At 67.7% G+C, this 14,150-nt stretch carries 9 protein-coding genes and 1 other RNA gene; all 10 read left to right on the forward strand.

From position 1 onward, the window contains the following. Nucleotides 1–51: 51 nt before the first annotated feature. The 10 genes from FBY20_RS18385 to FBY20_RS18430 all read left to right on the forward strand — a co-directional run bounded on the left by FBY20_RS18385 (nt 52) and on the right by FBY20_RS18430 (nt 14,140). The gene (locus FBY20_RS18385) at nt 52–2,715 is read left to right on the forward strand and encodes a PD-(D/E)XK nuclease family protein (RefSeq protein ID WP_142053852.1); all 2,664 of its coding nucleotides are present in this window, start codon (nt 52–54) and stop codon (nt 2,713–2,715) included. A gap of 2 nt (nt 2,716–2,717) precedes the next feature. Next, a complete protein-coding gene (locus FBY20_RS18390) occupies nt 2,718–6,173 on the forward strand; it encodes an exodeoxyribonuclease V subunit beta (protein WP_142053854.1) in 3,456 nt (1,151 codons plus the stop codon). A gap of 382 nt (nt 6,174–6,555) precedes the next feature. Continuing rightward, an RNA gene (gene ffs / locus FBY20_RS18395) (signal recognition particle sRNA small type) lies at nt 6,556–6,653 on the forward strand. A 151-nt stretch (nt 6,654–6,804) separates the two neighbouring features. Further along, nucleotides 6,805–9,162 carry a DNA polymerase III subunit gamma/tau gene (locus tag FBY20_RS18400; protein ID WP_142053856.1) on the forward strand — a complete coding sequence of 786 codons (2,358 nt, stop codon included), beginning with the start codon at nt 6,805–6,807 and terminating at the stop codon, nt 9,160–9,162. 42 nt (nt 9,163–9,204) lie between these two features. Continuing rightward, nucleotides 9,205–9,531 carry a YbaB/EbfC family nucleoid-associated protein gene (locus FBY20_RS18405; RefSeq protein WP_056326789.1) on the forward strand — a complete coding sequence of 109 codons (327 nt, stop codon included), beginning with the start codon at nt 9,205–9,207 and terminating at the stop codon, nt 9,529–9,531. A gap of 21 nt (nt 9,532–9,552) precedes the next feature. Then, complete coding sequence (recR, locus tag FBY20_RS18410) at nt 9,553–10,161, forward strand: recombination mediator RecR (protein WP_056326792.1); 609 nt, start codon at nt 9,553–9,555, stop codon at nt 10,159–10,161. Nucleotides 10,162–10,228: 67 nt separating this feature from the next. After that, on the forward strand, nt 10,229–11,503 hold the full coding sequence (locus tag FBY20_RS18415; RefSeq protein ID WP_142053858.1) for a CaiB/BaiF CoA-transferase family protein: 1,275 nt from the start codon (nt 10,229–10,231) through the stop codon (nt 11,501–11,503). Further along, on the forward strand, nt 11,500–12,540 hold the full coding sequence (locus FBY20_RS18420) for an ABC transporter substrate-binding protein (RefSeq protein WP_142053860.1): 1,041 nt from the start codon (nt 11,500–11,502) through the stop codon (nt 12,538–12,540). Before FBY20_RS18415 ends, FBY20_RS18420 begins: the two co-directional genes overlap by 4 nt. Beyond that, nucleotides 12,533–13,342 (forward strand): ABC transporter ATP-binding protein, encoded by an 810-nt coding sequence (locus FBY20_RS18425; RefSeq protein ID WP_142053862.1) that lies wholly within the window; start codon nt 12,533–12,535, stop codon nt 13,340–13,342. Before FBY20_RS18420 ends, FBY20_RS18425 begins: the two co-directional genes overlap by 8 nt. A 3-nt stretch (nt 13,343–13,345) precedes the next feature. Continuing rightward, nucleotides 13,346–14,140: an ABC transporter permease gene (locus FBY20_RS18430; RefSeq protein WP_062841727.1), complete on the forward strand. Its 795-nt coding sequence runs from the start codon at nt 13,346–13,348 to the stop codon at nt 14,138–14,140. Nucleotides 14,141–14,150: the final 10 nt, after the last annotated feature.

Here is a 14,150-nt window from a genome sequence, read left to right on the forward strand (position 1 = left end):
TTCATTGCTCTTCGTCGCGCGGCGGCCCGCCGCCCGTGCCCTTGGATGACCATGCAGGACGCAGCGCCTTCCTACTCCGATTTCTCGTTGCCGGACATCGCCAGTCTGCCCGCGGCAGACACGCTCGTGCTCACGGTGAACAACCGCCTGTCGCGCCGCCTCACGCTAGAGCTCGCCGGATTGCTGCGCCAGGAACGCCAGGTCAGCGAGCTGCCGCGCATCCTGCCGCTGTCCGCCTGGCTCGCTGAATCCGCCAACGAACTCGCGTTCGAATCCGACGAAGACGTGCCCGCCTACCGGCTGGACAGTTTTGCAACGCAGCTCGTCTGGACCGAAGCCATCCGCCTCGAAGAAGCCGAGCGCGTCCTGCTGGATGCCAGTCAGGCGGCGCGGCTTTCCATGGATGCGGACCTGCTCATGGACGAATGGGCGCTGCAGGTGCCGTCCGGCGCGGACACCGACGAATACCGCGGCTTTGCGCGCTGGCGCGAGCGCTATCGCCACACGCTGGCCGGCATCGATGCCGAAGACGCCAACCAGGGTTACGCGCGCGTGCTGCGCGCCCTCGAAGCCGGACGCCTTGCCACGCCGCGGCAACTGGTGCTTGCCGGGTTCACCGACATCTCGCCCCGCTTTCAGCGCCTGCTGCACGCATTCGAGGCCCAGGGCACACGCGTGGCGCAATGGCGCGATACCCAGCGTGTGGCGGCTGTGGCGCAGCGCTTCGAGGCCGCGGATCAGGGCGCCGAATGGCGCGCCGCCGCCGACTGGGCGGCCAGCCGTTTGAAGGCCGACCCCGCCGGGCGTTATGCCATCGTGTCGCCGCAACTGGAAGCCGAATCCCCCTTCGCGCGCCGCGTCCTCAGCCAGGCGCTGGCCGGGCGCGACGGCGCGCCGGCGTTTGCGTTCAACGTTGCCGTGGGCCGGCCGCTCGATGAATGGCCCATGGCCCGCGCCGCGCTGGCCTGGCTGCGGGCGCTGGCCGAATGCGCGCAGGGCAAGGGCTGCGGCGTGGGTGTCCTGGGCGCCGCGTTGCTTGCAGGCCATTGCGCCGGCGACGTGCGCGACCGCGCGCGGCTTGCCGCCATCGACGCGCGCTGGCGGCGCCAGGGGCAATTGCATATCGCCCCGCAAGCATGGCGCAAGTTGCTTGCCGATCTGCCGGCGTTGGCGCAGGCCTGGAACCACGCCACCGAAATCTGGACGCAAGGCGGCCGCCAGGCCACGTGCGACGTCTGGATGCTGCGCATGAAGGCCGCCTTGACGGCGCTGGGCTTTCCCGGCGAAGCCCCGCTCGACAGCGTGGGTTATCAGGTCATGGGCGCGCTGGGCGATGCGCTCGGCAGCTTTTCGGCGCTGGCGCCGGCCGCGGGCCGCCTGGGCGGCGTGGCCGCCGTGAACCTGCTGGAAAGCGTGGCGCGGTCCTCCTCGTTCCAGCCGCAGCGCGATCCGCTCGCGCGGCTGGACGTCCTTGGGTTGCTGGAAGCCGAAGGCGGTTACTGGGATGGCGTCTGGCTGCTGGGCCTGACAGACGACGTGTTGCCCGCTTCGCCCAAACCAAACCCGCTGCTGCCGCTTGCCGTGCTGCGCCAGGCCCGGGCGCCGCGCGCCACGCCCGAGCGCGAACGCGAATGGGCCGAAGGCATGTTTGCCGCGCTGTGCCGCTGCGCGCCCGACATCATCGTCAGCCACGCCCACATGGATGGCGAGCGCGAGCTGCGTCCTTCGCCACTGATCGCGGCGCTCTCTCTTACTGACTGGACGCCCGCGCTTACGGCGGCGCAGGCCGCCTTGCCGCAGGAATCGCTCGACGATTCGCAGGGGCCTCCATTGGCGGCCGGCAATCGCGGCGGGGGCGGGCTGGATGTGCTGGACACGCAGGCGCGCAATCCGCTTTGGGCGTTCGTGCGCCATCGCCTCGGCGGCCGGGAGCTCGCGCCCTATGCCGATGCCGCCACCGTCAACGTGCGTGGCCAGTTCCTGCACAAGGCGCTTGAAGTGGTGTGGGGCATGATGCCCGACCAGGACGCGCTGCACGAGCAGCTTGCGGCTGGCCGTCTGCCGGCGTTGCTGGAGCAGGCCGTGGCGCAGGCCGCCGACGAAGAACTCAAGGAATACGCGCCAGCCTTGCGCGCGCTGGAATGCCAGCGCGCCCAGGCCGTGCTGGCCTCATGGCTGGACCTCGAAGCGCAGCGCCTGCCGTTCGCGGTGGCTCAGGTCGAAAAAAATCATCAATGGCAGCGTGGCGCGTTGAACCTGAAGTTGCGGTTGGACCGCATCGACCGTCTGCCCGACGGCCGCAACGTCATCGTCGACTACAAGACCGGCGTGGCGGCGGCCAAGCCCGAGCCCGACTGGTCCCGCAGCCGTCCCGTGAACGTGCAGTTGCCGTTCTATGCATCGGTCCTGGCCGACGCGGCCGGCGGCGAAGCCGCGGGGCTGGTGCTGGCGCAGATCCACGCGCGGCAGGTCGCCGCGCAAGGATTGGCCGACGAAGACCTGGGCATGCCCGGCGTCACACTCGCCAGCGAAAGCAAATACTTCGACGGCCTGTCCTGGCCCGAGATCCGCCAACGTTGGCGCGTGGCGATCGAATCCCTGGCCGACGAATACGTGGCGGGGTACGCGGCCAACGTCGCCTACCGGCGCGACGATCTGAAATACTGCGATGCCTTGCCGTTCCTGCGCTTGCATCTTGACGACGAGGACGCATGAACATGGCCGAACCCGATCGCCTTCCGCATGACCACGCCGCTCGCGCGGATGCGCTCGACCCCGCGCGGTCCTTCCTCGTCCAGGCGCCCGCAGGCTCAGGCAAGACCGAACTCCTCACCGACCGCATCCTGGCCTTGCTGGCCACGGTGAACCGGCCCGAAGAAATCGTCGCCATCACGTTCACGCGCAAGGCCGCGTCCGAGATGCACGCCCGCGTGCTGAGCAAGCTGCGGCGCGGGCTGGATGCGCCTCCCGAGGCTGCGCACGAACGCCGCAGCTGGGACCTCGCCCGCGCGGCGCTGGCGCGCAATGCCGAACAGGGCTGGCATCTGCTCGAGCATCCCGCGCGTCTCGCCATCCGCACCATCGACTCGTTCTGCGCGGGGCTGGTGCGCAGCATGCCGTGGCTGTCGGAGCTGGGCGGCATGCCGGACATCACGGACGATGCGCGCTCGCACTACGAAGCCGCCGCGCGCGCCACGCTGGATCTGGCGGACGACTACGAGGCCGTCCGCATTTTGCTGCGCCACCTGGACGTCGACGTGCAGGCCGCCAAGGACGCCATCGCCGACATGCTGGGCCAGCGCGATCAATGGCTGCCGCTGCTGCGCCACGGTTCCGACCGCGAGGCCATGGAGGCCATGCTGGCCGAGGCCATCGGCGAAGACCTCGATGCCTTGTGCGCCGCCATGCCCTACGGCTGGTCCGAATCGCTTTGCGGCCCGGCGCGCCTGGCCGCCGCCCACCTGCAGGACGCCGAAGACGACAACAAGCTGGCTGCGTTGCTGGACTGGACCGAAGCACTGCAACCCGACGCCGAACTGCTGGACGCCTGGCGCGCCGTCGCGCACCTGCTGCTGACCAGCACCGGCTCCCTGCGCAAGACCGTCAACAAGAACCTGGGGTTCCCGGCCAAGTGCGCGCACAAGGAACCCTTCGTCGCCTGGCTGGAAGCCGCCGACGCGCAAGCCGCCTGGGTGCGCCGCTTGCACGCCGTGCGCGATATTCCGGCGCCGCATTTCACCGATGCCCAATGGGAAGTGCTGGGCGCGCAGCTCATGACGCTTGCCCTGGCCGTGGCGCAGTTGCGGCTGCGCTTTGCCGAAAAAGGCGAGGTCGACTTCATCGAGATCGCCCAGCGGGCCGCGGCCGCGCTGGGTAGCGCTGACGACCCGGGCGAACTGCTGCTCAAACTCGACGCCTCGATCCGGCATCTGCTCATCGACGAATTCCAGGACACCAGCCAGACACAGCTCGACTTGCTGCGTACCCTCACGGCAGGCTGGCAGTCCGGCGATGGCCGCAGCCTGTTCCTCGTGGGCGATCCCATGCAGTCGATCTACCGCTTCCGCAAGGCAGAGGTCGGCCTGTTTCTCGAAGTCGCCGACATCGGCGTGGGCGAGGTCAAGCCCGACTTCCTGAACCTCACGGACAACTTCCGTTCGCAGGCAGGCATCGTCGACTGGGTGAACCAGTCGTTCGTCGACCTGCTGCCCCGGCGTAGCGACGCCGCCGCCGGCGCCATCGCGTACAGTCCGTCCACGGCCTTCCACCCGGCGCTGCCCGACCCCGCGGTGCGCTTTCATCCGGCATGGTCGCGCGAGGGCGCGCCGCCCGCCGAAGAACAGGCCGAAGACATCGCCGTGGGACTGGTGCGCCAGGCGCTGATCGATCACAAGGGCGCCAAGCACCCCGTCGCGATTCTCGTGCGCGCCCGCAGTCACCTGGGCAACCTCACGCGCCGGCTCGCACAGGAAGGCATACGCTCGCGCGCCGTCGACCTGGTGCCGCTGGCGCTGCGGCCGGTGGTGGCCGACCTGGTGCAACTCGTGCGCGCCGTGTCGCATCCGGCCGACCGCCTCGCTTGGCTGTCCGTGCTGCGCGCGCCCTATTGCGGCTTGACGCTCACCTCGTTGCAGCGGCTCTTCGGCGACGACCACATCACGCCGGTGCCCGTGCTGCTGGAACGCGCCTTGCGCATCGCCCCGCAGCCCATTGCAACGGCAGCGCCCGAGGCATCCGGCCCGCAAGGCTCGCTCTTTGACGCACCCGCCCCAGAACCGCAAGCCCCGTCCGCGCAAGCAATACTCAGCCCCGACGAATTCGCGCGCCTGCGCCAAGTCGCGTCGGTCCTCCTGGACAAACGCAACGCATCGGGCGCCATCCCCTTCGCCGCGTGGGTGGAATCGCTGTGGCGCCGCCTGGGCGGACCGGGCCTGTACGCTGGCCTGTCGGTCGCCAACGACGCGGAAAGCCTGTTCCAACTGGTCGAACGCCTTGCCCCGCACGGCAACATCGACGTGGCCGCCTTGGACGCCGGCATCTCCCGCCTCTTCGCCGCGCCCGACGCTGCCGATGAAGACGAAGGCGCGGTCGAGATCATGACCATGCACAAGTCCAAGGGCCTGCAGTTCGAAACCGTGATCCTGTACGGCCTGCACCGCGCGCCGCGCGGCGATCAGGCTCCCCTGGTGCGCTTCGAACAAAGCGGCAGCCGCGTCCTCTTCGGCCCGGTCAAGCCTCGCGCCGAAACAGAAGCAGACCCGGTCTCACGCTACCTGGGCGCCCGCGAAGCGCGCCGCGCCTCCTACGAAATAGACCGTCTCCTCTATGTCGCCGCCACCCGCGCCCGCAAACGTCTGCATCTGGTCGGACACGTCTCGATCGACGAAGCCTCTGGCCAAATCAAGACCCCGCCCGCAGCCAGCCTGCTGGGCCGCCTGTGGCCGTGCCTGACCCCACCCATTCCACCTTCCTTGAATGGCGAAACGGTGCAAGAAGAAGCCGACGCCCCCGAGTGGCAAGGCGAACCCCTGCGACGCATCGACAACGCCGGCCTCGCGCAACTGCAACGCCAATCCAGCATCACCATGAGCGCCGGCTTCGCCACGGCCACCCGAGGCGCCTGGGGCGAAGCCGCCGAACATCCCGCCTGGCAACTCGAAGCCGGCTACGACGCCGCCATCGGCACCCTGGCCCACGCCTGGCTGGCCCGCATCGGCCAGGACGGCATACAAGCCTGGCCCCCCGAAGCCCTCACGCCCCGCCTGCCCGCCATGCGCCGCCAACTCACCCGAGCCGGCATCCCCGCCAGCCAGGCAGACGCCGCCGCCGAGGCCGTCCTGGAAACGCTGCAAGCCACCCTGGCAGACGAACGCGGCCTCTGGCTCCTATCCCAGTCCGGTGCCCGCCGCGAATGGCCCCTCATCGACGCGGCCGGAAAAGTCTCGGTCATCGACCTGGCGCTCAGCACCGAAGACGGCTGGCTGATCGTCGACTACAAAACCGGCCGCCCCCACCCCGGAGAATCCCCCGCCGCCTTCGCAATCCGCATGCGCCAACGCCACGGCGAACAATTGCAGCGCTACTGCACCCAAGTCACCGCCCTGGACGGCCGCAGCGCCCGAGCCGCGTTGTACTTCCCGCGCGCAAAGGCATGGATAGATCTGCTGGAGTAACGCGCAACAGGGCAAGCACAACGGCCAGCGAAGCAACGCCCCAAGCAAAAGCAACTGCGGCATTCGAGGCAACCACGCGAAGCGAGTAAAAGGGGGCGAGCGAAGCAACGCCCCGCGCGCTAAGCAGCGCCGGATAGGAGCAAGGCAAAGCGAAGCGAGCCAAAAGGGCAAGCGAAGCAACGCCCCCGCGCCAAGAAATTGCCCCATGCAAAGCAGCCAAGCAAGGCAAAGCGAAGCGAGCCGAAGGGGCAAGCGAAGCAAAGCCCCCACCCCCTCCCCCTCGGGGGGAGGGCCGGGGAGGGGGCCCACATATTGCCCCTCGGGGCCCGCCTGCCGAGATTCGAGCGAGCGCGCGAAGCGCAGCTCTGCTAGAATCTCGGCTGGCGGGCCCCTTCGCATGGTTCGACGGTGAACCTGGTCAGGTCGGGAACGAAGCAGCCATAGTCGTTTAGGGTCAGTGCCGGAGTAAGGCTCGCCAACCGGATTCTTCAAGGCAGTAGCGTTTGCTACATCGCTTTCACAGGGGACGGGGTTATTTTCCAAGGATTCGTTCCACGGGAATAAGCCCGTCCCCTTTGCATTCCAGCCCGCTCGATCAACGGGTTCAACAATCAGGCTCTACAATCCAGCCATGACTTATCTGGTATTGGCCCGCAAGTGGCGGCCGCGATCGTTCGATACCCTGGTGGGACAGGATCACGTGGTGCGCGCGCTCACCCATGCGCTCGACACGCAACGCCTGCATCACGCCTGGCTGTTCACCGGAACCCGGGGCGTTGGCAAGACCACGCTCTCGCGCATCCTGGCCAAATCGCTCAACTGCGAGACCGGCATCACCTCCAAGCCTTGTGGCGTCTGCCGCGCCTGCACCGAGATCGATGCCGGCCGCTTCGTCGACTACCTTGAGCTGGACGCCGCGTCCAACCGCGGCGTAGAGGAAATGACGCAGCTCCTGGAGCAGGCGGTCTATGCGCCCGGCGCGGGACGCTTCAAGGTCTACATGATCGACGAAGTCCACATGCTGACCGGGCACGCGTTCAACGCCATGCTCAAGACGCTGGAAGAGCCGCCCCCGCACGTCAAGTTCATCCTGGCCACCACCGATCCGCAGAAGATTCCGGTGACGGTTTTGTCGCGTTGCCTGCAATTCAATCTGAAGCAGATGCCGGCCGACTCCATCGTCGGACACTTGCAGGCCGTGCTCGGCCAGGAAGACGTGGGCTTTGAGATCCCGGCCCTGCGGCTGATCGGGCAGGCCGCGTCGGGTTCGATGCGCGACGCCTTGTCGCTCACCGACCAGGCCATTGCCTACAGCGCGGGCAACCTGACCGAGGACGCCGTGCGCGGCATGCTCGGCACCATCGACCAGCGCCATCTCGTCCGCCTGCTCGACGCCTTGTCCTCGGGCGACGCCAAGGGCGTGCTGGCCGTGGCCGATGAGCTCGCGATCCGCGGGCTGTCGTATGCCGGCGCGCTGGCCGACCTGGCCGTGCTGCTGTCGCGCGTCGCGATCGAGCAGCGCGTGACTGGCGTCACCGCCGCCGAAGATCCGCTGGCCGCCGACATCGCCCGTCTGGCGCTGGCGCTCCATCCGGACGCCGTGCAACTCTTCTATTCCGTCGCGGTGCACAGCCGCGGCGAATTGACGCTGGCGCCTGACGAATACGCAGGCTTCATCATGGCGTGCCTGCGCATGCTGGCGCTCAATGGCGACGCTGGCCCGCAGACGGCGCTGGAAGCGCCCGCCGCACCCGCCCGCCAGACGGCAGCGCCCGCCGCAGCTGCGGCCATCGCCGCGCCCACGGGCGCCGAGGCAGGCGCTTCTAAGCCAGGTGCTGCGTCAACGGCCGCTTCGTCGACGTCGGCTGCGTCGACCGCCGCGGTATCGACCGCCGCGGTATCGACCGCCGCTGTATCGACCGCCGCTGTGCCGGCATCCGCGCAGGCGGCAGACGCTCCTTCGGCAGCGGCTCAGTCGCCAGAGGCTCAGTCGGCAGCCGCCGGTCAGCCCATCGCAGCGACATCCGACGCCGGCACTGCCGACGCCCCGGCAGCCAACGCCAGCGCGCCATTCGATGGCGCAGCCGCAGCCGCCGCCACGCCGGCAGACGGCTCCGCGTCCTCGCCCGACGCCGCCCATAGCCCCTCGATATCGTCGGCAAACGATGCGGCAGCCCCCGCGCAACCGGCCCCGCCGGCCGCAGCGGCGCCGGCGCAATCGTCCGCCGCGTCCGCCCCGCAATCCGGGGATCCCAACAATGTCCCGCCTTGGGAAGACCTCCCCGCCGACGCCGCTTCGCCGAACCCGGTCTCCGCCAAAGCGCAAAATTCCGCCGCCCTGGCCGTGACGCCCGCCGCGGCGGCGATCGCCCCGGCCGTGGACGACGCCGACGGTCCCCCGGCATGGGTCGACGAAGAAATTCCTTTCGAAGCCGAAGGCGGGTTCATGCCCGACAGCGGCTTCACGTCCGACCCCGACGACGATTTTGAAACGCTGGCCACGTCACCGTCGCCCGCACCCGCACCGCCCGCCGCCCGCCGCGATGGCCCCGCGCCCGCACGCAAGCGCCAATCGCGCGCGCCGCGCCTGGCAGACATGGACGCGGCGTCCTGGCCCGAACTGGCCGCACGGCTGCCGGTGACCGGCCTGGCCTCGGAACTGGCGCGCCAGAGCGAATGGGCCGGTGTGCAGGGCGATGCCATCATCCTGCGCGTGGCCGTCAAGACCCTGGCCGAAAGCGAAAGCCGCGTGCGGCTGCAGACCGTCCTGTGCGAACATTTCGGGCAGGGCATCCGGCTGGACGTGCGGGTCGGCGTCACCGGCGATGCCACGGCGTATGCCGTGGCGCAGGCCGAGAGCGCGGCGCGCCAGCTGGCGGCCGAAAATGCCGTGGCCGACGATCCCTTTGTGCAAGCGCTGTTGGCGGATTTCGGAGGCCATGTCGTGCCTGGCTCGATCCGCCACGTTGATTCATCGGCCGCCGCCTGACGGCGGCCAACCTCATTCCCCTCGTTCAAGGAAGCTCCCATCATGATGAAAGGACAACTCGCCGGCCTGATGCGCCAAGCGCAGCAGATGCAGGAAAACATGAAGAAGGCGCAGGACGCGCTGGCCGACATCCAGGTCGAAGGCGCCTCGGGCGGCGGTCTGGTGAAGGTCACGATGACCTGCCGTCACGACGTCAAGCGCGTCGAGATCGATCCGTCGCTGCTGGCCGACGACAAGGACATGCTGGAAGACCTGGTCGCCGCCGCGTTCAACGACGCGCTGCGCAAGGCCGAAGCCACCTCCCAGGAGAAGATGGCGTCGGTGACCGCCGGCATGCCGCTGCCCCCGGGCATGAAGCTGCCGTTCTGATAGCCGCTGCCATAGGCTGCAATGGATCCCTTACTGCCTGAACCCGAGCCGCTGGTCTCGCTGATCGAAGCGCTGCGTCGCCTGCCCGGCGTGGGCGTGCGATCGGCCAGACGCATGGCCTACCACCTGTTGCAGCATGATCCGCAAGGCGCGGACATGCTGGGGCGGGCGCTTGCCGGCGCGGTGCGGGATCTGAAGCACTGCGCGCGCTGCAATAGCTTTTCCGAAGACGAGGTCTGCGCGACCTGCTCCAACGCAAAGCGTGATCCCTCGCTGCTGTGCATCGTGGAAACGCCGGCCGACCAGAACATGATCGAGTCCAGTCACGGCTATCGCGGCCTGTACTACGTGCTCATGGGCCGCGTCGCGCCGCTGGAAGGCATCGGCCCGCGTGAGCTGGATTTCGACCGCGTCATCAAACGCGCGACCGACGGCGTGGTACAGGAGGTCATCCTGGCCACCAACTTCACGGCCGAAGGCGAGACCACCGCGCACTTCCTGGGCGAGGCCCTTGGCGAGCGCGGCCTGCGGGTCACGCGCCTGGCGCGTGGTGTGCCGGCCGGCAGCGAGCTCGAATACGTCGACGCCGGCACCATCGCCTGGGCCCTGATGGAGCGCAAGACCACCTGACGCTCGCGGTACCAGAACGCCCGCCGGCAACGCATCGGCAGGGCAACCAATGTGAGGAAGACAAACCATGTCAGCGCTGACCGGACTCAAAGTCCTGGAACTCGGCACGCTTATCGCCGGCCCGTTCGCCGCGCGCATCTTCGGCGAATTCGGCGCCGACGTCATCAAGGTGGAAACCCCGCACGGGCCTGACGGCACGGGCGGCGGCGATCCCATCCGCAGCTGGCGCCATCTGCACGAGGGCAATTCCTTGTGGTGGACGGTGCAGGCCCGCAACAAGCAATCCATCGCGCTCAACCTGAAAGACCCCCGCGCCCAGGAGATCGCCCGCAAGCTGGCGCTGGACGCCGATGTGGTGGTCGAAAACTACCGCCCCGGCGTCCTGGAAAAGTGGGGGCTGGGCTACGAACAGCTACGAGCCATCAATCCCGCCCTCATCATGGTCCGCCTATCCGGCTATGGGCAGACCGGCCCCATGAAGGATCAGCCCGGCTTTGGCGCCATCGGCGAATCGATGGGCGGCCTGCGCTACGTGTCCGGCCATCCGGACCGTCCGCCGCTGCGCGTGGGCATCTCCATCGGCGATTCCATCGCGGCGCTGCATGGCGTGATCGGCGCGATGATGGCGCTGCGCCATCGCGACGCCACCGGCGGCCGCTGGAACGGCAAGACGGGCGATGAATGCCGGGCAGGGCAGGGCCAGATGGTTGACGTGGCCCTGTACGAAGCCGTGTTCAACATGATGGAAAGCCTGGTCCCCGAATACGACGTGGCCGGCGTGGTGCGCGAGCGTACGGGCGGCGCGCTGCCCGGCATCGTGCCGTCCAACACCTACACCACCCGCGACGGCCAGAACATCGTCATCGCCGGCAATGGCGACGCGATCTTTCATCGCCTGATGCGGGCCATCGGCCGCGACGATCTGGCCGAGGATCCGGACCTGGTGCGCAACGACGGCCGCGCGCGGCGTGTCCAGGAGATCGACGGCGCCATCCAGCAATGGTGCGACGGACGCGGCATCGAATCGGCACTTGAGACGCTCAAGCGCGCCGACGTGCCGGTCGGCAAGATCTACAGCGTGGCCGATATGTTCAGCGATCCGCAGTTCCTTGCGCGCCGCATGATCGAGCAGCATCGCCTCGCCGACGGCAGCCCCGTCAAGCTGCCAGGCGTGGTTCCAAAGCTCTCGGAAACGCCCGGCCAGACGCGCTGGGTAGGCCCGAAATTAGGGGAACATACCGAGGAAGTCCTGAAATCGCTGGGGTATGATTCAGCGGCTATCGACGAGCTGGCGAAGACCGGCGCTATCGGAAAACCCGACAACCAGGAGACAAACCAATGACAGTCACCCGCCGTGAACTGCTCAAGATGGCCGGCGCTGCCGGCGTCATGGGCATGGCCCCTGCCATCGTGCGCGCGCAGAAACTCGAAAAGACCAAGGTTCAGATCGCAGTCGGCGGCAAGCCGCTGATCTACTACCTCCCGCTGACGATTGCCGAGGTGCGCGGCTACTTCAAGGACGAAGGGCTGGACGTCAGCATCGCCGACTTCGCCGGCGGCTCCAAGGCCTTGCAGGCCGTGGTGGGCGGCAGCGCCGACGTGGTCTCAGGCGCCTTCGAGCACACGCTGTCCATGCATTCCAAGGGCCAGGCCTATCGCGCCTTCGTGCTGCAAGGCCGCGCGCCGATGATCGGCGTGGGCGTGTCCAAGAAGAACATCCCGGGCTACAAGGGCCCGGCCGACCTGAAGGGCAAGAAGATCGGCGTGACCGCGCCGGGTTCGTCCACCAACATGGTCGTCAGCTTCTTCCTGGCCAAGCATGGCCTTAAGGCCTCGGACGTTTCCTTCATCGGCGTGGGCGCCGGCGCGGGCGCCGTGACCGCCGTCCGCAGCGGCCAGATCGACGCCATCTCCAACACGGACCCGGTGGTCTCGATGCTGGAAATGCCGGGCGAGATCCAGATCATCGTCGACACGCGCACGCTCAAGGACACGCAGGAGATTTTCGGCGGCAACATGCCGGCCGGTTGCCTGTACGCGCCGCAGGCGTTCATCGACGCCAATCCCAACACTGTCCAGGCGCTGACCAACGCAATCGTGCGCGCCGACAAGTGGATTCAGAAGGCCGGCCCCGACGAAATCGCCAAGGTCGTGCCGGAAACCTATCTGCTCGGCGATCCGGCCGTGTACAAGGCCGCGCTGGGCAAGAGCATGGAAGGCCTGTCGCCTGACGGCATGATTCCAGAAGATGGCGCGGCCACCGCGCTCAAGGCGCTGGCCGCCTATCAGACTGACTTCGACAGCACGAAGGTCGATCCGTCGAAGGTATGGACCAACGATTTCGCGCGCCGCGCCAACGAGAAGTATGCCAATGGCTGAAGCTGCACTGTCGCTGGAAAACATAAGTTGCACTTTTGTCTCGCGTGACGACCGGTCGCAGCGCTACACCGCGGTCAGCGACACGACCCTGGCCATTGCGCCAGGTGAGTTCGTGTCCGTGGTGGGCCCGACCGGTTGCGGCAAGTCCACGCTGCTCAACGTCAGCGCCGGTTTGTTGGCGCCGTCGTCGGGGCAGGTGAAGGTATTCGGCCAGCCCCTTGCCGGCATCAACGAACGCGCCGGCTACATGTTCCAGGGCGAGGCGCTCTTGCCCTGGCGCAGCGCGCTGGACAACGTCATCGCCGGCCTGGAGTTCGCCGGCGTGGCCCGATCCGAAGCCCTGGATCGCGGACGCGAATGGATGCGCCGGGTCGGCCTGGGCGGCTTCGAGGGCCGTTACCCGCACCAGATGTCGGGCGGCATGCGCAAGCGCGCCATGCTGGCACAGACGCTGATCCGCGACCCGGACATCATCCTCATGGACGAACCGTTCTCCGCGTTGGACATCCAGACGCGCCAGCTCATGGAGAACGAGGTCCTGGATCTGTGGATGGCCAAGCGCAAGGCGGTGCTGTTCATCACCCATGACCTGGACGAAGCCATCGCGATGAGCGATCGCGTGATCGTGCTGTCGGCCGGTCCGGGCACCCATCCCATCGGAGAATTTGCCATCGATCTGCCGCGTCCTCGCGATGTGGCCGAAGTGCGCGTCGACCCGCGCTTCGTCGAGCTGCATGCCGCCATCTGGGGTGTGCTGCGCGAGGAAGTGCTCAAGGGCTATGCCCAACAGAAGCGAGCCTGAACCATGCCCAAACTGAATAAATCCGGTTCCGGCAGCCTGCGCATCTGGCAATTGCTGCTTCTCGTCATCATCCTGGCCGTCTGGCATTTCGCGTCGCGCGATCCCAAGGTCGCCTTCTTCTTTGGCGAGCCGCTGAAGGTCTGGGGGCGGATCTGGGCGTGGTTCGTCACCAATGCCGACATCTACAGCCACTTGGCCGTCACGCTGACCGAGACCGTGCTGGCGTTTTTCATCGGCACGATCGCGGGTCTGGGCTTTGGTCTGTGGCTGGGGCTGTCGCCGCGCGCCAGTGCCATCCTCGACCCGTACATCAAGGCGGCCAACTCGATGCCGCGCGTCATCCTGGCACCCATTTTCGGCATGTGGTTCGGCCTGGGCATCTGGTCCAAGGTGGCGTTGGCCGTGACGCTGGTGTTCTTCATCGTGTTCTTCAACGTCTACCAGGGCGTGCGCGAAGTCAGCCCCACCTTGCTGGACAACGCCCGCATGCTGGGCGCGCGCAAGCGCCAGTTGCTGCGCCATGTGTATCTGCCGTCGGCCACGAGCTGGGTGTTCTCCAGCCTGCATACGTCGGTGGGGCTTGCTTTCGTGGGCGCGGTCGTGGGCGAATACCTCGGGTCGGCAAGCGGCGTGGGCTACCTGATCCTGCAGGCCGAGGGCACGTTCGACGTGAACACCGTGTTTGCCGGCATCATCGTGCTGACGGCCTTTGCACTGATCCTGGACACCATCGTCGGGGTCGGCGAAAAGCGCCTGATGAAGTGGCAGCCCAAGTCGGGCGAAACTGAAAAGCTATAGATGCCTTGCC

This window comes from Achromobacter sp. SLBN-14 (assembly GCF_006715415.1).
Taxonomy (GTDB): Bacteria; Pseudomonadota; Gammaproteobacteria; order Burkholderiales; family Burkholderiaceae_B; genus Achromobacter; species Achromobacter mucicolens.

Excerpts from the sequence above, each read along its gene's own strand:
- FBY20_RS18385 (WP_142053852.1), top strand. The coding sequence starts at position 52 with ATGCAGGACGCAGCGCCTTCCTACTCCGATTTCTCGTTGCCGGACATC.
- FBY20_RS18390 (WP_142053854.1), top strand. The coding sequence starts at position 2,718 with ATGGCCGAACCCGATCGCCTTCCGCATGACCACGCCGCTCGCGCGGAT.
- FBY20_RS18400 (WP_142053856.1), top strand. The coding sequence starts at position 6,805 with ATGACTTATCTGGTATTGGCCCGCAAGTGGCGGCCGCGATCGTTCGAT.
- FBY20_RS18405 (WP_056326789.1), top strand. The coding sequence starts at position 9,205 with ATGATGAAAGGACAACTCGCCGGCCTGATGCGCCAAGCGCAGCAGATG.
- recR (WP_056326792.1), top strand. The coding sequence starts at position 9,553 with ATGGATCCCTTACTGCCTGAACCCGAGCCGCTGGTCTCGCTGATCGAA.
- FBY20_RS18415 (WP_142053858.1), top strand. The coding sequence starts at position 10,229 with ATGTCAGCGCTGACCGGACTCAAAGTCCTGGAACTCGGCACGCTTATC.
- FBY20_RS18420 (WP_142053860.1), top strand. The coding sequence starts at position 11,500 with ATGACAGTCACCCGCCGTGAACTGCTCAAGATGGCCGGCGCTGCCGGC.
- FBY20_RS18425 (WP_142053862.1), top strand. The coding sequence starts at position 12,533 with ATGGCTGAAGCTGCACTGTCGCTGGAAAACATAAGTTGCACTTTTGTC.
- FBY20_RS18430 (WP_062841727.1), top strand. The coding sequence starts at position 13,346 with ATGCCCAAACTGAATAAATCCGGTTCCGGCAGCCTGCGCATCTGGCAA.